The organism is Nostoc sp., from assembly GCF_036916735.1.
Lineage (GTDB): Bacteria > Cyanobacteriota > Cyanobacteriia > Cyanobacteriales > Nostocaceae > Nostoc.
This window is the reverse complement of record NZ_JBALFV010000111.1, coordinates 1-19,966: the sequence shown is the minus strand read 5'-3', so window position 1 is coordinate 19,966 and position 19,966 is coordinate 1. Positions and strand designations below refer to the sequence as shown.

Here is a 19,966-nt window from a genome sequence, read left to right as displayed (position 1 = left end):
CAAGCTGAGGAGGAAAGAGAGTTATTTTTAGTTACTTCTTTACTCCTTCTGCTTCCAGAGCTTGCCTCTACCCGAGATTTTTGGGTTGCCAGACTACTAAAGATGTCAAATATAGGAAGACTTGGAAATTGAAGGGAGTAACGCACTATGAAATCAAGTTTTGAATGAAAAATACTGCGGTGAGTTTATATTGTTTTGACGGAAAAGTTGCAGATAAACCTAACGCAATTTACAACACAATTTGTCTTCGTCCCTAAGGTTTACATAGGAGAGTTAAAACATGAAAGTCTTAATCATAGGAGCTGCTGGCAAGACCGGTAGAGCTGTAGTCGAGCAGGCTATAGCCGCTGGTCACCAGGTCACGGCCTTCGTTCACAAAGCTGACGAATACGAAGTTTCAGACATTCGCGTTATCGAAGGTGACGCTACCGACAGTGCCACTATGGACGCAGCAGTAGTCGGTCAAGACGCAGTTGTTGACACGATTGGCGGTAAAACGCCTTACAAGGCAACTACGCTCGAATCGAGCGCCGCCAACACAATCATCGCTTCCATGCAGCGAAACGGTGTGCGCCGTCTCGTGGTCACTTCCATGCTTGGCGAAGGGGATAGTGAGGCGAATGCCACCCTGTATGAGCGCTTACTTGTTTCGACCTTTTTGCGCGGCGCGGACAAGGACAAAGCGGCAATGGAGTCCGCTGTCGAGTCGAGCGGTCTGGATTGGGTAATTCTTCGCCCAGCCCTCCTCGCCGACGACCCTGCCACGGGGAACGTTCGAGTCTTCGATGCCGAAACGGGCGAGAAGGCCCATAAAATTACACGCGCCGACTTGGCTGCCTTCATGCTTGCCCAGCTTTCCAATAACGAATATCTGCATCAAGCCGTGACGATCGCAAATAGCTAAGAATTCGGATACGCTCTGTTTTTGGGTCTACAGCGTGTTCGTTGAGGCTTCGGCGTCTGCTTGACCAGACGGTATGCCTCCTTTTTTGTCCGGTTTTCACAATTAAGCAAGCTAAATAAAGGTGACATATGCAATATCTCGTAATCTTAAGGACCAAAAAGAAATTTGAAACTGAAGGGATGCCCGCCGATTTCAAGGAGGAACACGTTAAAGAGTTGGTGCAGGGTCAGGTTCTCTACGCGCAAGGGCTGCTTCGCCAATCTTGGGAGCTGGACTTAGAACAGTTGGGCTCAAAACAGCATGGTGCGGCTTGTATTTTTGAGGCCGATTCAACTCAGCATTTGCAAGGGATGATCGATAGCTTCCCGAATGTGAAGACTGATTACGTCGACTATCAAGTTTTTCCGCTGAAACCAGACCCCGCATACACGCAAAATATCTAATGCAAAGACTTTGAGCCAAAGAGCCCATCCGGTTACTGGCAATACTTGTGGCGAACTAGAGGTGATATATGCAATATCTTGTTATCTTCACACCCAAACAGAAATTCCAGACTGACGGAATGCCCTCTGACTTCCAAAAACGGGAACTCGAAGAGCAGGCGCAAGCGCAAGTCCTTTACGCACAGGGAGGTCTGCGTCAAGTGTGGGCGCTGGACACGAAAAACCGTGGCGCAGCCGTTCTCTTTGAAGCGGAGTCACCAGAGCATCTGCAAAACATGATCGACAGCTTTCCGCTAATCAAGGTTGATTACGCTGACTACCAAATTTTGCCGCTCGCGCCGTATCCAGCATTCGCGAAGAAGTCCGTCTAATTGTTGCGACCAGCATACTATAGAAATTAACCTAAACCAGACTCTTGGACAATCTAGACAGAACTAGACACAGGCGACAGAGGAGTAGACAGACTTACCCGTAAATAGACCTTTTACCAAGAGTACTATTAAGCGTTTTCCGCTTTTAATTTTTGAACTGGTTGATTACTGTCCTGAACAGGCACAGAACTATTGATTTTGTCCTCATAAGCTTTTGAAACAATCATCAGGGCAAGAATATGAGCGTAATCATCTGTTGTTGTATTTTGATGGTGTTCTTTTGATGAGGCGGGTAACTCAAGTTCGCTGCTCTATACTCCACCATCACTCCCAATGGTTGTCTAACTTTATTCTTCCTCTTTTTAAAAGAGCCGCACCCAATTAAATATGCGTTACTCAGAACCCTTGTAGAGGTGTAGCAATGCTACGTCTCTACATTCTTTTTCACCAGATATCTAATGACTCGATGGCTGAAAAATGGCAACAGTCGGCGATAAGACCAATGCATACTTAGGAAAATCAGACTTACCAAGGTTAGCAACATAACTCCTAAAATTGTTCCGTATGCCTTAGTACGCCACCAATATCCGTTTACTTGTACTGCACCTAGTCGGACAAGCTTCGACAGACTGCCTATTTCCATGCTTTTGGAAGCATGAATGCTAATTGGTAAATATCCTGCTGGGTTTTGTCGTGAAATTGTCATTTTAATTACTCCTTTAGTTCTAAAGGCTGAGGTATTTAATTTAAACTACGTTAAGTCGATAGATTTTATGTTGTTTATAATATCTCATAACTTGATACAAGAAGCAAGCTTGAGAGGCGATCGCTGTTACTGTGTCACGCTTGTATTGGGGAATGAGGACTTGAGTTGGGAAAATTTGCTTGTATTAGCCCAATCTCTAATCCATCATCCCTAATACTTCGACTACGGTTCCATCGAGCATACCCCTACGGGGAAGCAAGCTATGCGTAGCGTCTCGTAGAGAAGTCGAGATGCTCAGTACAAGTCTTCCATCCCTAATTTCCAGTCAAAATGCCTAATCAAATTTGGTTATCACAATTGCAAAAACATCGTGCGATCGCAGTCATCCGCGCCCCAAAAATCGAAGTGGGAGAGCAAATGGCAATGGCTGTAGCATCTGGGGGAATGCAGTTAATTGAGATTACCTGGAATAGCGCTGGTGCTGGGGAATTAATCACTCGACTACGTTCGGAATTACCAGCTTGTACTATTGGCACTGGTACGCTATTCAATGTGCAGCAGCTAGAAGAAGCGATCGCATCTGGGGCGCAATTCCTCTTCACACCCCATATTGACTCCGCCATGATTCAAATAGCACAAGAAAAAAATGTGCCTATTATCCCAGGAGCTCTGACTCCAACAGAAATTGTTACCGCCTGGAGTCAGGGCGCTAATTGTGTAAAAGTGTTTCCCGTACAAGCGGTGGGAGGGGTAGATTATATTAAAAGTTTGCAAGGGCCACTAGGTCAGATTCCCTTAATTCCTACTGGCGGCGTTACTTTAGAAAATGCCAAAGAATTTTTACAAGCTGGAGCGATCGCTGTAGGTTTGAGCGGGGAATTATTTCCCAAAAAGCTTGTCACAGAAGGGAATTGGTCAGCGATCGCATCTGGGGCAAGAAAGCTGATACAACAGTTAAGTTAACTTAGAATCAAATATCAAAAGTTCACGTCTATTAAAGTAATAGATAGGGAAACAAAAGTGAAAACTGATAAGTTTCTCAAGACCCCATGATTTGAGTGTGAGTATATCTAAAATGAAAAAACTATATCCTAACTGGGTGCGTCACTTCAAAATACTTATTACTGGTACAGCACTGTCTTTAAGTGTTTTTACTACTACTAGAACAAGTGAAGTTTGGGCAAATACTAAAGATCAAGTGATTGCACAAAAAATCCAGACATTACAACAATCAGATCAGCGCTGGATTCAAATTGATCTTTCAAAGCAACGATTAATAGCTTGGGAAGGTGACACAGTGGTTTATGGCAGTGCTATTTCCTCTGGCAAAAAAGCTACTCCCACTCTTGTTGGTACTTTTACAATTCAATCCAAGTTTAAAACTACGCGGATGCAGGGAGAAAACTACAATGTTCCCAACGTTCCTTATGTGATGTTTTACCAAGGTAATTACGGTATTCACGGTGCTTACTGGCATAAAAGGTTTGGCACTCCAGTCAGCCACGGCTGTGTAAATCTCGCACCTAAACATGCTAAATGGTTATTTGAGTGGGCATCCGTAGGGACACCAGTAGTTATCCAAAAATAGTAGTTGAAGTAACCAAAAAGCAATTTAGAGAAAATCATTAATAACAACAAATCAAGACAATTGAGTGATTCCCAGCAATATTTTATGCTGGGAATCTTCGGAGTCGGAATTACTGAATTTGAAATAAAATAAATAAGAGGGCATTTAACGATTTGCCCAAAATAATAAGCGTAAATCCTGACAATTACTGTATGAAATTAAAAATGCAAATATAAATTTGGGGAAAATTTGTATTTAGGCATTTCAATGACAGATTTTTTGTAAAGGTATCCTTTGTAATTAATCATTGGTCACTTGTACTGAGCATCTCGACTTCTCTAGGAGACGCTACGCGTAGCTTGCTTCCCCGTACGGGTACGCTCGATGAACCGTAGTCGTAAAGCCTGCGGCATAGCTACGCTTAAGGCGCAGCCTAAGAAGAGAAGTATTAGTCATTGAGCATTAATTAGAACTCATCATTTAATTAAGGACAAATGACAAATGTGCAAATTGGATGCAGATTAGCTTAGGACTTGTTTTGAAAAGCATTAGCGGATGAATTGCGTAAATCCTCAACCGGAAGCGAGTAGTCTACCTGGAAATTTGTAGTTTCCAGAAAATTACTTCACTTCATAATTTTTGCGTAGTTTAGAAGGTGAGGCATAATGCAATCTTGGATTGGCAGTCGTAGAATTCGTTTTTTAGGAACTTTTTGTACAGGCGTGGCGCTGATGGGGGCAACTCTATTTTCTTGGTCATCACCTTTAGCAGGTACACCCAACTTTACTACAGCAACAGCCGCGTCAGTGGATGAAAACGGTATCATTGCATTTAATATCAGGCAAACATCTCAATCTCGCTGGATTGAAATTGACTTGTCAGAGCAACGTTTACGTGCATGGGAAGGTAAAAGACTTATTTATTCATACCGCATTTCTGGAGGCAAGCGATCGACCCCCACACCCATAGGTAGATTTCGGATTAATTCTAAGTATCGCACTCACCGAATGCGAGGCAGGGACTATAATATTCCTGATGTTCCTTACACAATGTATTTCTACAGAGGCTATGCCATCCACGGTGCTTACTGGCATAATCGTTTTGGAACTCCAGTTAGCCACGGTTGCGTAAATTTACCTGTTAAGCAAGCTCGCAATCTTTACAACTGGGCTTCAACGGGAACTTTAGTAGTGGTGCGGAAATAATTCGTAATACTCGCCTCCGGTGAGAAGCTACATAATGACGCTCGTAGACTCGCTACCGCTACGCTCTAAGCAAAGCTATGCCGCAGGCTTTACGTAATTCGTAATTAGGAGTTCCAATTACAAATTATGGTAAAGATGAATTAATGCGGCAATTCTTACCTGTTTATAAATCCAGGTAAGAATTGCCGAGTGTAACACATCGTACATTATTGCTAGACTACAAACACATCTTCGAGGGATTTAGGAGCTATGAGCTACTCAACTACTCAACTACTTACCCTGAAGGAGTTTCTGAAGCTTCCAGAAACAAAGCCTGCGAGTGAATATATTAAGGGTGAGATTATTCCTAAGCCAATGCCGAACGGGAGACACAGCCGCTTGCAAGGCAAACTCAGTGGTGTTGTTAATGAAGTTACAGAAACTGAGAAAATTGCCTATGCATTTCCTGAATTACGGTGTAGCTTTGGGGAACGCTCAATTGTACCTGATGTAGCTGTATTTCAATGGAGACGCATACCATTCACCGTTGATAATGAAGTACCTGATAATTTTGAACTTCCACCAGACTGGACGATTGAAATTCTTTCGCCAGAACAAAAACCTAACAAAGTAATTGGCAACATTCTCTACTGTCTAAAGTATGGTAGCCGCCTTGGATGGTTTCTTGACCCTGATGATTTTAGTATTTCTACCAGAGCAACAACCAGTGTTACTCCAGGGAGAAGATTTTTTGCCTGTATTACCAGAATTCAACTTGCACTAACCGTCAATCAAGTTTTTGGATGGTTAAAGATGGGTGGGTAGAGGAGACTGGGGACTCTTTACTGGGAATTAGGCTTTTCGAGTTGTAGCTAGCTTTTTTAGAAATCAAATATTAGTCCTATATAATAGACATGATTATGAATAAAATAGGTAGGGGAATGAACTGGAGAATTGCAGAAGCGAAACAGAAGTTCTCCGAACTAATTCATGCAGTAACTAAAGAACCGCAACTCATCTACAACCGAAATGAACTGGTAGCTGTTGTTGTTGAAGCTGAGATGTTTGAGGAATTCTTGAGGTGGCGCAAGCAGCGCGAAAAGTTTTCTTTAGCTGATGTTTTCAAAGAAGTACGTCAGATAGCTGCTGAAGAAGATTATATTCTCGAAGTACCCTCCCGCCAAGACCGTCTAAACCCTTTCGCTGATGCCATTGATGACTTTTTTGGGTGACACTAACATTATCAGCGAATTAGTAAGACTGCAACCTAACTCTGGTGTACTGAAATGGGCAGAAAGAGTTTCTTCAATAGTTCTGAGTGCAATCACCGTTGAAGAAATCTTTTACGGACTGACATTCAAGCCTAACCCTAGAATTCAAATATGGTTTGAGAACTTTTTGGAAAATAACTCTCAAGTATTGCCTATCACCATTGAAATTGCCAAGCGCTCTGGTGAATTGTGAGGTCAACTCAGATTAAGTGGGAAAACACACACCCAAGCAGATATGATGATTGCTGCTACTGCTCAAATTGATCAACTGACTTTAGTAACGCGCAACATCCGGGATTTCAAAGGTTGCGGTATCCCACTTTTAAATCCTTTTAGTTAATTAACTTAACTGTGCCACAAGTTGATTTTCCAACAGCGTATCATTCGTTAATAAGTCTTCAACGGTGATTCGCAAAAAGCGTTGCTCATCAACTTGAAAAAGAATTTTTATCCGATCGCTTCCAGGATATCCGGCTGGTGTCAGTTGGGCAATTGTCCTTGCGCCTTCTTGATCGTTAAGGGGTTTGACACTGGTTTCAGTATTGTCCATACGGCGCGTAATCAAGCGATCGCCATCAAAATAAACTTCAGTACTACCCGTATCTGCTCCCAATTCTCCCATAATTAGTTCAATGCTGGGCTGATTTTCTACAGAAGCGCCTAAGACTAATTCCACTGGCTGAGTCATTGGATATGCCTGTCCAGCTTTAATCAGAGAATGCCATTTGTGACGCTGATTGCGACGATCCCAGTAGCGGATACCATAACTATGATACAAAAAGTCTTTGATTTGGATGCCTTGTGCTAACTGTAATGCACCTTGAGCGATCGCTTCAAAGGGACGTTCGCAACGAATTTTTTCTGGCTCAAAATACTGTTTTATCCATGTCTGCACTGCTGGCAATTGCACTGTCCCACCAACTAACAAAACTGCATTAATATCTGGAAGTTCTATTCCTTGCCGTCTTGCTTGCTGCAACAGTGTCGTCATTGACTCATCTAGTAACTCAAAAAATGCATGTTCTTTAAGAATATTTTCAAAAGTATCGCGGTTTAATTCCAGTTCATAGCTTTCAAATGTCTCATCGTCAAAATAAACTTCACTAGCTTGGTTTTGGGTAGATAGCTGAATTTTTACCCGTTCTGCCAATCTTGTTGTCAACGGACTGATTGCCAATTCTTGAGTTTTGGCAAAGTAATCTACCAACCAATTATCAATATCAGTACCGCCCAAATTTTGCCCAGCTTTAGCCAGCACACGGGCTGTTTTAACTTTTTGTTTTGAATCTTCAGCTAGAGACTTATTACCCCACTTGAGAAGAAATCCGAGCGGTTTTGTGGTTGCTTGCACGCCTTGATCCAATCGAACAAGTGATAAATCCAGAGTGCCACCGCCAAAGTCAATCACCAAGAGAATTTCTTGATCTGCCAAGCCATAACCCAAGGCGGCTGCTGTAGGTTCATCTAGCATCCGCACTTGTTCGACGGGGAGGGTTTGACAAACTGTTCCTAACCAGTGACGATAGGCTTCAAAACTGTCTACAGGTACAGTTAAAACTAGAGAATCTAACCCCCCTTCCAGGGGAGCTAGTTCTTCAATTACTTGGGTGAGGAACCATTGCCCTACTTGCTCAAAGGTGACAAATTGCCCATCTAGTTCGGGTAAGAAACCTTGGATATCTGCACCAATACCCCGTTTGAAGCTGCGGAAAAATCGCGTTTCGCCTTTGAGGTCAAGACCGCGATCGCGTACTTGTTGTCCTACTAAGATTTGATTTTTTGTTGCATCTTCGACATAAACCAAGCTGGGAATCAGTGGTGGATTGAGACTTTGTTTAATTGATAAACCTGGTAGATTCAAGGTTTCTGGCTGTTGGGTTACGGGGTTCCAACGAGCAATGACTGTGTTGCTAGTACCAAAATCGATTGCGATCGCCATATTTTATATTTACTATCTCGTACAAAGATGCCAAAGTTACTTTATTTGTGATTATTCTCTATAAGCCACCAAGAATGCAAATGCACCCAGACGCTCGCTTCTTTGTATTCCATAAATGAGTCGTGAAAAATATAGATAAAAATATAGATAAGGAAACGAACCGCCTTTCCTTCCCTATAGGACGCTGTGCGTACAAAACGGTGCGCTTTCGCGTAGCCTGTCGTTAGAGAAGAACGCTAAGGGAAGAAAGAAGCAAGAGATATATAATTTTCCCAGATGATTTAGGACTGCTATATTTCACCAAATTATCCAACTATCTAAAGATAGATGTATAGCTAGTCGGAAGGAAGTAACCTCTCAAAAGGTCTGAGAAAGGTCGATTTACTGAGCCAGTGCTAAAGAACGTGGATTAAATAAAATGCAAAACTTTGTCCTGTATCTAGCTTCCCTCTCCTTTATAAAGAGAGGGATTGAGGGTGAGGTAAGCTAGGGATATAAATTGTATGTTATTTAATTCTTGTTCCTAAGTAAGTGGGTAAAATTAAATCAGTGAACAGTCAACGGACTCTAAATCAAATATAAACAGTTTCTACATCTGCCTCCTGCCTTCTGCCTCAAAACACGCATCTTTGTACTTAATGCAAAAAAAAACTGCTGTAGTTTGATTTATTCTATCCACTTACTTAATGTTTTTATGATCATATTTGCTGACAGGAAGATTTAGAAAATGGGAAGTTTAATTGATTTTACATTGTTTGCTCCTCGTAATAAAGGAGCTGCTTTAACTGGGTCTTTTTCTGAGTGGAAAGAAATTCCAATGAAAAAAAGTGAAGATGGCTATTTTCGCACTCAAGTAAAGCTTGAAGATGGAATTTATCAATATAAATTTTGCGTTCAAAGCAAAAGTCCGAATTTTGCAATTGATGAATGGGTAGAAGTTATTGATCCTAAAGCAACAGATGTTAATGAAACAGAAAAATCCAGCATAATGCGGATTAAAAATGGGCAAAGAATTATTGATACTTACGTTTGGCAACACGACGAAAAACCACTAGCTAAAAATTGCGAATTAGTTATATATGAAATGCACGTTGCAGATTTTTCTGGTGATGAAGTTGGGTTTGATAAACGAGGCAAATATTTAGGGATAATTGCCAAGTTAGATTATCTGGTTGAATTGGGAGTTAATGCAATTGAATTAATGCCAGTTAATGAATACCCTGGGAACTATAACTGGGGCTATAAAGTGCGTCACTTCTTTGCTACAGAATCTAGTTATGGTTCAACAGAAGATTTAAAACGATTAATAGATGAGTGTCATGCTAGAGGCATTCGGGTTTTTATAGATGGAATTTATAATCACACAGATGAAGAATGTCCGTTAATGCTGATTGACCGGAATTACTGGTATTATGAACACATGCATTATCCCGAAGATCCAGATAATTATTGGGGGCCAGAGTTTAACTATGATAATTATGATGAAAAGTTAAACGTTAAGCCTGCATGGAAATACGTCGGTGATGTGGTGCAATTTTGGATTCAGGAGTATCACATTGATGGAATTCGTTTTGATGCGGTGCGTCAATTGGCTAACTTTGAATTTCTAGACTGGCTGGCAAAGCAGGGGAAACACCATGCTGCACCCAAGCAGTTTTACAATATTGCTGAACATATTCCCGATACAAAAACTGTAGTCAATCCAGATGGTCCATTAGATGCTTGTTGGCATGAAAGTTTTCGGTACTTTATAGTTCCATATATTTGTGGAGAAACATTTAAATTAGACCAACTAAAACAAATTTTAGATCCCAAGCGTCAAGGTTATGCAACTACCACAAATGTGATAAATTATTTGGCAACCCACGATCGCGAACATTTATTGCGAGAATTAGGCGATCGCGGTATCTTTGACGCAGATGCATTTAGGCAAGCAAAGTTAGCAGCCGTTCTCTTAATGACAGCGATGGGTATACCAATGCTGTGGATGGGAGAAGAGTTTGGCGAATATCAGCAAAAAAGCGAAGATGTAACTAAGCCACAGAAAATTAATTGGTCTTTGTTCTCAGGCGACCAGAATCATAATTTATTTGAGTATTATCAAAAACTCATTGCTCTACGCAAGCAGAATCTAGCCTTGCAAAGTGATAATATAGAGTTTTTCTATGAAAATGCTAATGATAAAGTGCTGGCTTATACCCGATGTAATGAGCAGAATTCTCGTGTGGTTGTTGTAGCAAATTTCTCCGACCAGAATCTAAATAAATATAAGATTTCAAACTTCCCCTCTGCTGAATATTGGCGAGATTGGCTTACGAATTCAAAGGTGGAAGTTGAAAAAGATGTTTTAGTCACTGACTTGCCAAGCTATACAGCTAAAATATATGTTTAGCAGTTGTAGTCTTTGAGTAGGGCGTCTACTACCAGAGGATACTGAAGTCTGGGTTTTGAGTTACTTAGTCTCCTAGAGGGCAAGGCGCGGCAGCAAATATGATTCTACATCCACCTTGATGGCTGTGATATTATGGGAGACTGCTACATACATTTACAAAAACTAGAAATTGAATCGATCATGGCTCTGACGCAACTGCGGAAACAAGAAATAATTTCCAACTACCAAGTTCACGAAACCGACACTGGTTCGGCCGATGTCCAAGTTGCCATGCTAACTGAGCGGATTAACCGCCTCAGTGAACATCTCCAGGCAAATAAAAAAGACCATTCTTCCCGGCGGGGACTGTTAAAGCTAATTGGTCAGCGCAAGCGTCTTCTAGCTTATATATCCCAGGAAAGCCGGGAAAAATATCAAGCTTTGATTACTCGTCTCGGTATTCGTGGATAGGGATTACCGCTTATGTCTGCTGAAGAATCTGAACGCAGTCGCTTGCCCTTTGAACCAAACAAAAAGCGCCAAAAACCCGCAAAAACTCAAAGTAAACCAGCAGCACAGCCAGAAGAATCTGGCAAACAGGCTGATAAAAAACGGCCTTACACCAAACAAGAGATGGCTATTCCCCAAGTAGTCAGCCAGCGCATGATCCGCCGAGTAGCTGGGTTCTGTGGTGTACCAACAGCTTTGGGCATTAGCGTCCTGGTTGTCAGCTATTTGCTTGCTATCTACTCTAAAATCCAACTACCTCCCATCGCCGTGTTATTGGTGAACATGGGATTATTTGGTTTAGGGGTTTTAGGGATAACTTATGGCGTTCTTTCTGCCTCTTGGGATGAAGAAAGAGTCGGAAGTTTGCTGGGTTTGGGTGAGTTCAACACCAATTGGGGACGAATGGTGGCAGTTTGGCGCGAAACTCGGCAAAAAAACTCATAATTAACGGCGCTCAGGTATTAGATAACTGCGCTATTGGGTAAATGAAGAAGTGAGGCACTCCGTTGGGCGGGTTTTCCGACTTGAAGGAAGTGCCGAACCAGTGAATGTTGAAGTTATAAAATTTTAACTTCAACATTGCTAATTAAAATTATGTATTTTTCTACTCTACATCCAGTTATTGAGCAGTGAATATACTGAATGAGCGCTATATTTTGTAAATAAATTTTGTTTTTAACTATTCGTAATTAAACTAATAAGTAACAATAAAGTTAGTCAATTTACAGAAAATTTTACTCAATTAATAATCAGGAACCTTCACATGATTATAGTAATGAAAAGTGGTTCCCCAGAGGCGGAAATAAACCGCATTGAAGAGGAACTGAGTAGCTGGGGGCTAACTCCAGAAAAAATTATTGGTCAACACAAAGTAGTTATTGGTTTAGTAGGTGAAACCGCCAGCTTAGATCCACTACAAATTCAGGAACATAGTCCTTGGATTGAGCAGGTGTTGCGGGTAGAGCAGCCTTACAAACGAGCCAGCCGCCAGTACCGTCACGGCGAAGCTTCAAAAGTGGTGGTTAATACTCCCAATGGAGCGGTGGTCTTTGGTGAACACCAGCCTTTGGTAGTCGTTGCCGGTCCTTGCTCCGTAGAAAATGAAGAAATGATTGTGGAGACTGCACGGCGTGTCAAGGCGGCTGGAGCTAAATTTTTGCGCGGTGGGGCATACAAACCCCGGACTTCACCTTACGCCTTCCAAGGACACGGCGAGAGTGCTTTGGATTTGTTAGCGAGGGCGCGGGAAGTAAGCGGACTAGGTATTATTACAGAAGTGATGGATGCTGCTGACCTGGATAAAATTGCGGAAATTGCTGATGTAATCCAAGTGGGGGCAAGGAATATGCAGAATTTCTCCTTGCTCAAAAAAGTGGGAGTGCAGCCAAAACCAGTTCTGTTGAAGCGGGGAATGGCGGCTACTATTGAAGATTGGTTGATGGCAGCTGAGTATATTCTGGCATCTGGTAATGCCAATGTGATTTTGTGTGAAAGGGGAATACGCACCTTTGACCGCCAGTATACGCGGAATACGCTGGATTTATCAGTAGTGCCAGTATTGCGAAAGCTGACTCACCTGCCAATTATGATTGACCCCAGTCATGGCGTAGGTTGGTCTGAGTTTGTGCCTTCAATGGCAATGGCTGCGATTGCAGCTGGCACAGATTCCCTGATGATAGAGGTTCACCCCAACCCTGCCAAAGCTTTATCTGATGGCCCCCAATCTCTGACACCAGAGCGTTTCGATAACTTGATGCAAGAGTTAGCAGTGATTGGTAAGGCGGTGGGACGCTGGCAGCAACCAGCAGTAGCTCTGACTTAAAATTCAGTTGCAACTATCATAATCAGATATCTCAGCATAACTCCGAGTTTGTAGTAAGGATTTTAGTTCTGATAGACCTGACTATGAGCGATGAATAGTTTATCAAAAATTTGGATTTTATCGTATCTTTAATTATGCTGACCTATTTATTGTACAGATGAAATATGCCCCTTTAGAAGATTTCTAAAGGGGATTTTTAAGTACTACGAAAGCTATGAAAAAATAAATCTGCAATTAATATTGATGGACAATATTTTTTTGCAATTGTAGGACTTTTTTATCTATATACAGAGCGAGCAGGTATCCAATGGCGACCACGATTTGTTTGCACCCAACGTCCAGGAACCACTATCCTCCTTCTCGCTTGAAGAGGTCTATGAACCCTAACTCGCAATGGTTGTCTGATTATTCTAACTGGAACCGATCGCCTAAATGGTCGTCTGATCTGAGCATCAGCTTGGAAAGGAATAAAGGTAATAGCAATTGGTAAAATTAACGATGCAGTAGCAAGCATTCTTTTAATACTCATTTGCAAACTTCCTTTCTACGATGTTGACATCAAAGAAATTATTTATTTACAAAAGATTAATCTCTTTGATAAATAAATAATAGGAACTAAAAGAGCTATACACTAGTGAAAAAAGTAATTAGTTAAACCGTGACTAATGTCATAGATATCCGAAATGTATTGAATATATACCTATAAAAAAAGCCGTACTACTAATGATAGGACGGCTTAATTTTGAGCTTTCTTTGTTTTCCTTAATTTAGTTATAAGCTGATATTACTACTTAAAAGACATATCCAGAAATTAAATATGCGTTATTTATAACCCTTGTAGAGACGTAGCATTGCTACGTCTCTACATTTTTTGAGATGTCTAAAAATTCCTCAAAACGGTTCACCACAGCGATTATTGTACTTGTGCAGGGAAAGCACCAGGTCGCACAGCTATGTTTAGACTTTGCCCATTGCGACGTAATTCCATACGTAAATCGCCTCCGACTTGGCTATTTTCTACTGCTTTTTGAACACTGCTGGCATCTGTGACTGTTTGCCCACCAAGCTTTTGAATCACATCCCCAGCACGTATCCCTGCTTTAGCAGCTGGTGAATTTGGCACAACTTTCACAACTAATACACCTTTATCTTCATTCACACTCAAACCGCTATTGGGATCTGAGTTGATATTTTGTTTTAGCTGAGGCGTTAACCCTACCATCTGAATTCCCAGATAAGGATGTTCTACTTTGCCTGTAGCTATTAGTTGACTGGAAATGCGTTGAGCTGTGTTGATAGGAATAGCAAAGCCTAATCCTTGTGCCCCTTGAATAATGGCTGTATTCATGGCAATTACCTCGCCACGGTAATTTAGCAGGGGGCCACCGGAGTTACCGGGATTAATCGCTGCGTCAGTTTGAATATACTCTACTCGCTTATCAGGAGCGCCAATTAGATTGCTACTGCGTCCGGTAGCACTGATGATTCCGGTAGTTACTGTATTATCTAGTCCAAGGGGGTTGCCGATCGCGATCGCCCATTCTCCGGGTTGTAGTTGATCTGAGTTACCTATGGCTACTAACGGTAGATTGTCCGCCTGAATCTTGACAACAGCAACATCAGTTAACTCATCTTTACCTAATACCTTACCTTTAAAACTACGCCCATCCTTAAGGGTTACTGTTACTGTATCAGCACCATCAACTACGTGGGCGTTGGTGAGAATACGACCATCAGCACTAATAATAAAACCTGAACCAGTACCCCGTTCTACCCGATCTTGTTGTTGATCTGGTAGTTGAGAGCCAAAAAAGCGTTGGAAGAATGGATCGTTGCTAAATTCATCTGGTATCTGGGTTTTTACGGTTCGTGAAGAGTCAATCCGCACCACAGCCGGGCCAACCTTTTGCACCACCTTGGTAACAAAGTTAGGATCTGTGGTGGCTGGTAATGGAGGAGCAGCATTTACTCGACTCAGTGCCAAATTAGATGCACTTTCAGACACCTGGCGAGGGTGTGCAGCCATATAGCCGCCTGCGAATGTCATACCTGATCCCAGCAGCACCAGCGATAGAGAGGCGGCAGCCTTTTTCCAGGGCGCTCGATTATGGTATTTGGTATCAGGAGTGTTGTGTGAAATGCTATTTGATGGGTGTTCTCTGTCGCGAGATTCGTTTTGCATTGCTGTCTGGAAAGATATTTAGATGTATTACTAATTTAGATATGATTTGTGACAGTTTTGTTGCGGAAGTATTGCATTGTTGTGAAAGCTTTGGTATTTTACCGAACTGTATTTGAATTATAGTCATTTGTAGAGGCGCACAGCGCTGCATGTTCTATACTATGTCTGAAAGGATAAAAATGGCACAGGGGAAAATCTTACTTAAACCTGGCACTTTATGGACAAGTGTTAAAGAACGAACTGAAGAAGCTTTGCAATGCGGTGCGTTACTCTCGATTCCGACAGAATTTGAATTTGTTGAACAGGATGGCGTGCGCTTTTTGGTGCGGATTTTGTCTAACCTAAATCGCAAAAAAGCAGCTAAGGAAAAACACCAAAAACAATCTGCTACTTCTGGTGAAGAGTTTAATCCTTTTTTGCCCTATGAAGAAGATTTATTTGTAGCGGATATTTCCGATACACATGTATGTATCTTGAATAAATTCAATGTTGTTGATTATCACCTGCTAATCATCACCCGTGCTTTTGAGGAACAAGAAAGTTTACTTACTCTGGAAGATTTTGCGGCTATGTGGGCATGTTTAGCTGATTTCGATGGTTTAGCATTTTACAACAGTGGTAAAACCGCAGGTGCGAGTCAGCGACATAAGCACTTGCAATTAGTACCGCTACCACTTGCACCTTCGGGGCCACAGATACCTATTGAACCTCTGCTAACAGCAGCACAATTTCAGGAATCAATACCTTCTGTTGTGTCCGCTATGCCAAGGGTGGGCTTTACCAACGCAATACCAAAACTTCCTTTTATACACGCTTTCGCACCATTAAATCCCCATTGGGTGCGATCGCCATTTGCAGGGGGACAAGCAACTTTAGAAGTTTATCGTACTTTGCTACATTCTCTGGGTTCTGGTGCTTACAATTTGCTAGCGACACGAGAATGGATGTTGATCGTAGCGCGATCGCAAGAGCATTTCCAATCTATCTCTGTGAATTCATTAGGATTCGCTGGTGCTTTACTAGTGAAAAATGCAGCAGAAATGGAGATTCTCAAAGCTCAAGGCCCGATGACTATCCTCAAGAGTGTTGCTGTATGCTAATTAACTTGATGCGATGTCTACAAAAGGCTTTGCATCAAATTATATACCTGACTTTTCACAGTATCTAGAAAACCTCTCTCTAAATCTTTCCCTTAAAAAGAGAGAAACTTTGAATTTTCCCCCTTGTTTAGGAAACGCAGATTTACCCACAACAACATCAGTATCACTGAAGTTGCTTAGATTTGCCTAAGTATAGAGAAAAAAGCGGCTGGGAACAACGAGAATAATAACTCAGTACTCCTAACTCAGCACTACCCCAATTATAGCTATTCGCTAACAGGACTTAGCACTTCTGAATGCGGTTATGATTAATAAAGCTAGTATCTAGGCTGGGAGAATAACTTTTTAGTCAAGATACCTTTTGGATTGTAAGCTACTTTTTCAAACCACCTTTCTAATGGAAATTACTGAATTCTTGGAATTTTCAATTGGACGATGGCGATCGCACCATAGCAGCGATCGTTTAGCATTCGCTCACCTTGAGCAAGTGCTTTCTAACACTGACATTGAGCCTTTATCCGTCGAGGAGTCGGCGGTGGTAAAAATCTGTTTGGAGAAATCTAGATAAAGCTATGGATATTGAAACCCACGAGCAAATATGCGGGTCAACCTCTGGCCCTTTGCGGTTTGAAAAACGGGAAAGTTTTGCTGATGATTTATGTGCGGTGAGCGCTTTATGTCGATTCAGCTTGAATCTGTTGAATCTAAAATGTTACCTCCACAAGCTGAAAAAAAGATGCGCTGCTGGATTCGCAGTCGCCACTTGATTTGTTCAGGCAACTTTTTTATTTTCGAGACAGTAGAATATACCACGATTGAAAGATTCTCTGAATGTGTCGCTTCTTTAGGAGGAACAGTAATATCCGTTGACCCCATTAACAAAATTTGGATGGGGGATCATCGCCAAGTCATTTTGTATCAGGCAAAAGCTAGTTTACATACGCCTCATCATACTTTGAAACAATACTGGATTAAATCTGGTAGTACATACACTAAATTTGATGAGCGTGCTTGAGAGTTACTATCCTGCGGAAATCCTTCTGACAGGCGTCTACACTCCAATTCAAAATTAAGTTTTGAATTTTAAATACTCCCTAAGGGGGTTGACGGCTAATTGTTAATGTTTAATTGCTAATTGTTTACTATGATTAGCTATTACTTATTAACAGTTAGCCGTCTAAGTTTGTTAGAAAATGTAACTAAAAAACTCCCCAAAACTTGATAAATTAATCCTGACTGTAAAGGGAATTAAAATTTGTTAGTGCTTATATCTATCGATTACCTATGAGGTTGCTCTACAACAATTTGCTCAAGCCCCAAGTCTTACCAAGCTTGGTTTTGTGCAGTTTCACAAAGAATTGGTATTAGCTGTACCACATAACCATTAACAAATACTTAGCTCCCATTACCTTTAAAAATAGAGATTTTTAGCAAACGTCCTCAAAGCCATTAGTCACTCCTACCCACACTAACCAAGTATGCAAATCTTCTTAGACGAAGAAACCAGACGACGCCAATATCAAGCATTTCCCCAAACAGAACCCATTGAACTGTGGACTAATGCTTCAGTTGATGACATTGAAATTGTAATTCGGGCAGTTTATCGGCAAGTGTTAGGTAATGCCTACGTTATGGAAAGTGAGCGGCTGATCGTTCCAGAATCCCAACTCAAGCAAGGTATAATCGATGTCCGTGAGTTTGTGCGTCAGGTTGCCAAATCAGAGTTGTATCGCTCGAGATTTTTTGATAAAGTTTACCGCTACCGGGCGATTGAACTGAACTTCAAGCACCTGCTGGGTCGCGCTCCCGATGATTACTCCGAGACGAAATATCACAGCAACATTTTAGATGAGAATGGTTTTGAGGCGGATATTGATTCTTATCTTGATAGCGACGAGTATCTAGATGCCTTTGGAGATAACATAGTGCCATATTACCGAGGTTATAAAACTCAAACGGGCAAAAAGATATTGGAATTTACCAATATGCTGCAACTGGTGCGGAGCAATTCTAGCAGTGACAAGAACTTAGCAACTAATAATGAACCTCAACTGGTGCGATCGCTAATTACCAACACTCCTTATGGTAGGCAGAAACTCACAGATGTTAGTGCTTTACTAGCTGAAGTATTCAAGCCAAAGCCAGAAACTGCTGCTCCAGTCAATCCGTTTATTGCAGCTCAGACAGCAGCTGAACAAGCCTTGCAGCAAAAGATTAAAGAGCAAGAAAGCCAGATTGCAACTTTGCAACAGCAACTAGCAGACTTACAACCCTTTGCTAGCATCGGTGCAACACAATTCAGTACTAGTTCGCAGTCTTCCAGTTCCGTTAGCAGCACTAACGAATATACATCTTTGCAACAGCAAGCTGACGCGCAAGCAAAACAGATTGCAGCTTTGCAAGAGCAAATTGCTGATGCTCAACGGTATGCCACAATTGGAGAAGCCCGGTTGAATAAGTGGCGCAGTCGCGTTTTTAATGGCTAATTTCTCTACTGTTTAGTTTTGTCGGGTGCGTTACATCAAAGGCTAACGCACCGCTTTTGCAAAAGTTAAAAACGTAGCGTAGTTTACCGCCTTAGTCATCGCATGAGATAATTCTAGAAAGTTCGTAGAGGCTGACTCAGCTTGTGTAAGACCTTGCCTCAAAGTTTCACTAGACCAAGACTGATTTGAGTTGCTCTATCTACCTGTGCGATCGCTTCTGGGTGCAGAATTTCCAAACGTTTAATCAGCTCTAAAGTGTGTATCGGCTGCAATAATCAGGAAAAATACATAGACGCAAAGTGGCTTGTCACAAGACCTCGCTTGGCTTTTACTTAATATCATCATAGAGACGCTTGTCACTCTCACTCACATTTGGATTATTCTGCAAATAATCATGCAGCCACTTGCAACCCCGCACCAACAATTGGTCTAAATTCTCCACAGGCCATAATCGGGCTATGTTGTCAGATGATGCCGTAGCGATGGTTTTGCCGTCCGGGCTAAAACTCACACTAAAGACACAGCTTTGATGCCTTTTGAATTCGGCGAGCAATTGCCCGTTGAGCGTCCATAACCGCGCTGTATTGTCAGCTGATGCTGTGGCGATGGTTTTGCCATCCGGGCTAAAACTCACACCCCTAACATAGCCTTGATGCCCTTTGAATTCGGTGAGCAGTTGCCCGTTGAGAGTCCACAACCGCGCTGTGTTGTCAGCTGATGCCGTGGCGATGGTTTTGCCATCCAGGCTAAAACTTACGCCCCAGACATAGCCTTGATGTCCTTTGAATTCGGTGAGCAGTTGCCCATTTAGTGCCCACAACCGCGCTGTGTTGTCAGCTGATGCCGTGACGATGGTTTTGCCGTCTGGGCTGAAACTTACACTTAAGACACTGCCTTGATGCCCTTTGAATTCGGTGAGCAGTTGCCCGTTGAGCGTCCACAACCGCGCTGTGTTGTCAGCTGATGCTGTGGCGATGGTTTTGCCGTTCGGGCTAAAACTTACACCCCTAACATAGCCTTGATGCCCTTTGAATTCGGTGAGCAGTTGCCCATTGAACGTCCACAACCGCGCTGTGTTGTCATCTGATGCCGTGGCGATGGTTTTGCCGT

The 19,966-nt window shown here is 42.0% G+C and carries 22 protein-coding genes and 1 pseudogene; 18 read left to right on the top strand and 5 right to left on the bottom strand.

The window, feature by feature from the left end; all coding sequences use genetic code 11:
* Positions 1 to 280 precede the first annotated feature (280 nt).
* The 3 genes from V7L20_RS27890 (at position 281) to V7L20_RS27880 (ending at position 1,718) form a co-directional block, all read left to right on the top strand.
* Positions 281 to 904 (top strand): NAD(P)-dependent oxidoreductase, encoded by a 624-nt coding sequence (locus V7L20_RS27890; RefSeq protein WP_334747189.1) that lies wholly within the window; start codon positions 281 to 283, stop codon positions 902 to 904.
* Positions 905 to 1,083: 179 nt separating this feature from the next.
* Entirely contained in the window at positions 1,084 to 1,347 is a 264-nt protein-coding gene (locus tag V7L20_RS27885) for a hypothetical protein (RefSeq protein ID WP_334747188.1), read from the top strand.
* A gap of 68 nt (positions 1,348 to 1,415) precedes the next feature.
* Positions 1,416 to 1,718, top strand: coding sequence for a muconolactone Delta-isomerase family protein (locus V7L20_RS27880; protein WP_334747187.1), 303 nt, complete (start codon positions 1,416 to 1,418; stop codon positions 1,716 to 1,718).
* 424 nt (positions 1,719 to 2,142) lie between these two features.
* On the opposite strand, the gene V7L20_RS27875 is transcribed toward V7L20_RS27880, so the two are convergent.
* Positions 2,143 to 2,424 carry a hypothetical protein gene (locus V7L20_RS27875; RefSeq protein WP_334747186.1) on the bottom strand — a complete coding sequence of 94 codons (282 nt, stop codon included), beginning with the start codon at positions 2,422 to 2,424 and terminating at the stop codon, positions 2,143 to 2,145.
* A 330-nt stretch (positions 2,425 to 2,754) separates the two neighbouring features.
* Between V7L20_RS27875 and V7L20_RS27870 the strand changes: the two genes are divergently transcribed.
* The 6 genes and pseudogenes from V7L20_RS27870 to V7L20_RS27845 all read left to right on the top strand — a co-directional run bounded on the left by V7L20_RS27870 (position 2,755) and on the right by V7L20_RS27845 (position 6,639).
* Positions 2,755 to 3,387, top strand: a complete 633-nt coding sequence (locus tag V7L20_RS27870; RefSeq protein ID WP_334747185.1) for a bifunctional 4-hydroxy-2-oxoglutarate aldolase/2-dehydro-3-deoxy-phosphogluconate aldolase — start codon at positions 2,755 to 2,757, stop codon at positions 3,385 to 3,387.
* 112 nt (positions 3,388 to 3,499) lie between these two features.
* Complete coding sequence (locus V7L20_RS27865) at positions 3,500 to 4,012, top strand: L,D-transpeptidase (protein ID WP_334747184.1); 513 nt, start codon at positions 3,500 to 3,502, stop codon at positions 4,010 to 4,012.
* 644 nt (positions 4,013 to 4,656) lie between these two features.
* A complete protein-coding gene (locus tag V7L20_RS27860; protein WP_334747183.1) occupies positions 4,657 to 5,196 on the top strand; it encodes a L,D-transpeptidase in 540 nt (179 codons plus the stop codon).
* Between the two features lie 249 nt (positions 5,197 to 5,445).
* Positions 5,446 to 6,000: pseudogene (locus V7L20_RS27855) on the top strand (Uma2 family endonuclease).
* 116 nt (positions 6,001 to 6,116) lie between these two features.
* The gene (locus V7L20_RS27850; protein ID WP_334747182.1) at positions 6,117 to 6,407 is read left to right on the top strand and encodes a type II toxin-antitoxin system prevent-host-death family antitoxin; all 291 of its coding nucleotides are present in this window, start codon (positions 6,117 to 6,119) and stop codon (positions 6,405 to 6,407) included.
* Positions 6,400 to 6,639 (top strand): PIN domain-containing protein, encoded by a 240-nt coding sequence (locus V7L20_RS27845; protein ID WP_442943651.1) that lies wholly within the window; start codon positions 6,400 to 6,402, stop codon positions 6,637 to 6,639. Before V7L20_RS27850 ends, V7L20_RS27845 begins: the two co-directional genes overlap by 8 nt.
* Before the next feature lie 147 nt (positions 6,640 to 6,786).
* Here the strand turns inward: V7L20_RS27845 and V7L20_RS27840 are convergent, their stop codons facing one another.
* Positions 6,787 to 8,385, bottom strand: coding sequence for an Hsp70 family protein (locus tag V7L20_RS27840; RefSeq protein WP_334747180.1), 1,599 nt, complete (start codon positions 8,383 to 8,385; stop codon positions 6,787 to 6,789).
* A gap of 727 nt (positions 8,386 to 9,112) precedes the next feature.
* Here V7L20_RS27840 and V7L20_RS27835 point away from each other — a divergent pair.
* The 4 genes from V7L20_RS27835 (at position 9,113) to aroF (ending at position 13,088) form a co-directional block, all read left to right on the top strand.
* Complete coding sequence (locus V7L20_RS27835) at positions 9,113 to 10,777, top strand: alpha-amylase family glycosyl hydrolase (RefSeq protein WP_334747179.1); 1,665 nt, start codon at positions 9,113 to 9,115, stop codon at positions 10,775 to 10,777.
* Positions 10,778 to 10,957: 180 nt separating this feature from the next.
* Positions 10,958 to 11,227 (top strand): 30S ribosomal protein S15, encoded by a 270-nt coding sequence (gene rpsO / locus V7L20_RS27830; RefSeq protein ID WP_334747178.1) that lies wholly within the window; start codon positions 10,958 to 10,960, stop codon positions 11,225 to 11,227.
* Between the two features lie 12 nt (positions 11,228 to 11,239).
* Positions 11,240 to 11,710 carry a PAM68 family protein gene (locus V7L20_RS27825; RefSeq protein ID WP_334747177.1) on the top strand — a complete coding sequence of 157 codons (471 nt, stop codon included), beginning with the start codon at positions 11,240 to 11,242 and terminating at the stop codon, positions 11,708 to 11,710.
* A gap of 319 nt (positions 11,711 to 12,029) precedes the next feature.
* Positions 12,030 to 13,088, top strand: coding sequence for a 3-deoxy-7-phosphoheptulonate synthase (gene aroF, locus V7L20_RS27820; protein ID WP_334747176.1), 1,059 nt, complete (start codon positions 12,030 to 12,032; stop codon positions 13,086 to 13,088).
* A 277-nt stretch (positions 13,089 to 13,365) separates the two neighbouring features.
* Here the strand turns inward: aroF and V7L20_RS27815 are convergent, their stop codons facing one another.
* Positions 13,366 to 13,617 carry a hypothetical protein gene (locus V7L20_RS27815; RefSeq protein WP_334747175.1) on the bottom strand — a complete coding sequence of 84 codons (252 nt, stop codon included), beginning with the start codon at positions 13,615 to 13,617 and terminating at the stop codon, positions 13,366 to 13,368.
* Positions 13,618 to 14,001: 384 nt separating this feature from the next.
* Positions 14,002 to 15,270, bottom strand: coding sequence for an HhoA/HhoB/HtrA family serine endopeptidase (locus V7L20_RS27810; RefSeq protein WP_334747174.1), 1,269 nt, complete (start codon positions 15,268 to 15,270; stop codon positions 14,002 to 14,004).
* A 179-nt stretch (positions 15,271 to 15,449) separates the two neighbouring features.
* Here V7L20_RS27810 and V7L20_RS27805 point away from each other — a divergent pair, with 179 nt between their 5' ends.
* From V7L20_RS27805 to V7L20_RS27790, 5 genes are all read left to right on the top strand, one after another.
* The gene (locus tag V7L20_RS27805; protein WP_334747221.1) at positions 15,450 to 16,370 is read left to right on the top strand and encodes an ATP adenylyltransferase family protein; all 921 of its coding nucleotides are present in this window, start codon (positions 15,450 to 15,452) and stop codon (positions 16,368 to 16,370) included.
* Positions 16,371 to 16,767: 397 nt separating this feature from the next.
* On the top strand, positions 16,768 to 16,938 hold the full coding sequence (locus V7L20_RS27800) for a phycobiliprotein lyase (protein ID WP_334747173.1): 171 nt from the start codon (positions 16,768 to 16,770) through the stop codon (positions 16,936 to 16,938).
* A gap of 4 nt (positions 16,939 to 16,942) precedes the next feature.
* A complete protein-coding gene (locus V7L20_RS32890; protein WP_442943650.1) occupies positions 16,943 to 17,137 on the top strand; it encodes a hypothetical protein in 195 nt (64 codons plus the stop codon).
* The gene (locus V7L20_RS27795; protein WP_334747172.1) at positions 17,047 to 17,385 is read left to right on the top strand and encodes a CpeR family transcriptional regulator; all 339 of its coding nucleotides are present in this window, start codon (positions 17,047 to 17,049) and stop codon (positions 17,383 to 17,385) included. The genes V7L20_RS32890 and V7L20_RS27795 overlap by 91 nt, the downstream gene beginning before the upstream one ends.
* 463 nt (positions 17,386 to 17,848) lie before the next feature.
* Entirely contained in the window at positions 17,849 to 18,856 is a 1,008-nt protein-coding gene (locus V7L20_RS27790; RefSeq protein ID WP_334747171.1) for a phycobilisome rod-core linker polypeptide, read from the top strand.
* A 328-nt stretch (positions 18,857 to 19,184) separates the two neighbouring features.
* Here the strand turns inward: V7L20_RS27790 and V7L20_RS27785 are convergent.
* The coding region (locus tag V7L20_RS27785; RefSeq protein WP_334747170.1) for a WD40 repeat domain-containing protein at positions 19,185 to 19,966 on the bottom strand (782 nt) is incomplete at its 5' end.

What these genes read in the sequence shown, in the direction of transcription:
- V7L20_RS27890 (WP_334747189.1), top strand. Translation starts at nt 281, where the DNA reads ATGAAAGTCTTAATCATAGGAGCTGCTGGCAAGACCGGTAGAGCTGTA.
- V7L20_RS27885 (WP_334747188.1), top strand. Translation starts at nt 1,084, where the DNA reads ATGCCCGCCGATTTCAAGGAGGAACACGTTAAAGAGTTGGTGCAGGGT.
- V7L20_RS27880 (WP_334747187.1), top strand. Translation starts at nt 1,416, where the DNA reads ATGCAATATCTTGTTATCTTCACACCCAAACAGAAATTCCAGACTGAC.
- V7L20_RS27875 (WP_334747186.1), bottom strand. Translation starts at nt 2,424, where the DNA reads ATGACAATTTCACGACAAAACCCAGCAGGATATTTACCAATTAGCATT.
- V7L20_RS27870 (WP_334747185.1), top strand. Translation starts at nt 2,755, where the DNA reads ATGCCTAATCAAATTTGGTTATCACAATTGCAAAAACATCGTGCGATC.
- V7L20_RS27865 (WP_334747184.1), top strand. Translation starts at nt 3,500, where the DNA reads ATGAAAAAACTATATCCTAACTGGGTGCGTCACTTCAAAATACTTATT.
- V7L20_RS27860 (WP_334747183.1), top strand. Translation starts at nt 4,657, where the DNA reads ATGCAATCTTGGATTGGCAGTCGTAGAATTCGTTTTTTAGGAACTTTT.
- V7L20_RS27850 (WP_334747182.1), top strand. Translation starts at nt 6,117, where the DNA reads ATGAACTGGAGAATTGCAGAAGCGAAACAGAAGTTCTCCGAACTAATT.
- V7L20_RS27840 (WP_334747180.1), bottom strand. Translation starts at nt 8,385, where the DNA reads ATGGCGATCGCAATCGATTTTGGTACTAGCAACACAGTCATTGCTCGT.
- V7L20_RS27835 (WP_334747179.1), top strand. Translation starts at nt 9,113, where the DNA reads ATGGGAAGTTTAATTGATTTTACATTGTTTGCTCCTCGTAATAAAGGA.
- rpsO (WP_334747178.1), top strand. Translation starts at nt 10,958, where the DNA reads ATGGCTCTGACGCAACTGCGGAAACAAGAAATAATTTCCAACTACCAA.
- V7L20_RS27825 (WP_334747177.1), top strand. Translation starts at nt 11,240, where the DNA reads ATGTCTGCTGAAGAATCTGAACGCAGTCGCTTGCCCTTTGAACCAAAC.
- aroF (WP_334747176.1), top strand. Translation starts at nt 12,030, where the DNA reads ATGATTATAGTAATGAAAAGTGGTTCCCCAGAGGCGGAAATAAACCGC.
- V7L20_RS27815 (WP_334747175.1), bottom strand. Translation starts at nt 13,617, where the DNA reads ATGAGTATTAAAAGAATGCTTGCTACTGCATCGTTAATTTTACCAATT.
- V7L20_RS27810 (WP_334747174.1), bottom strand. Translation starts at nt 15,270, where the DNA reads ATGCAAAACGAATCTCGCGACAGAGAACACCCATCAAATAGCATTTCA.
- V7L20_RS27805 (WP_334747221.1), top strand. Translation starts at nt 15,450, where the DNA reads ATGGCACAGGGGAAAATCTTACTTAAACCTGGCACTTTATGGACAAGT.
- V7L20_RS27800 (WP_334747173.1), top strand. Translation starts at nt 16,768, where the DNA reads ATGGAAATTACTGAATTCTTGGAATTTTCAATTGGACGATGGCGATCG.
- V7L20_RS32890 (WP_442943650.1), top strand. Translation starts at nt 16,943, where the DNA reads ATGGATATTGAAACCCACGAGCAAATATGCGGGTCAACCTCTGGCCCT.
- V7L20_RS27795 (WP_334747172.1), top strand. Translation starts at nt 17,047, where the DNA reads ATGTCGATTCAGCTTGAATCTGTTGAATCTAAAATGTTACCTCCACAA.
- V7L20_RS27790 (WP_334747171.1), top strand. Translation starts at nt 17,849, where the DNA reads ATGCAAATCTTCTTAGACGAAGAAACCAGACGACGCCAATATCAAGCA.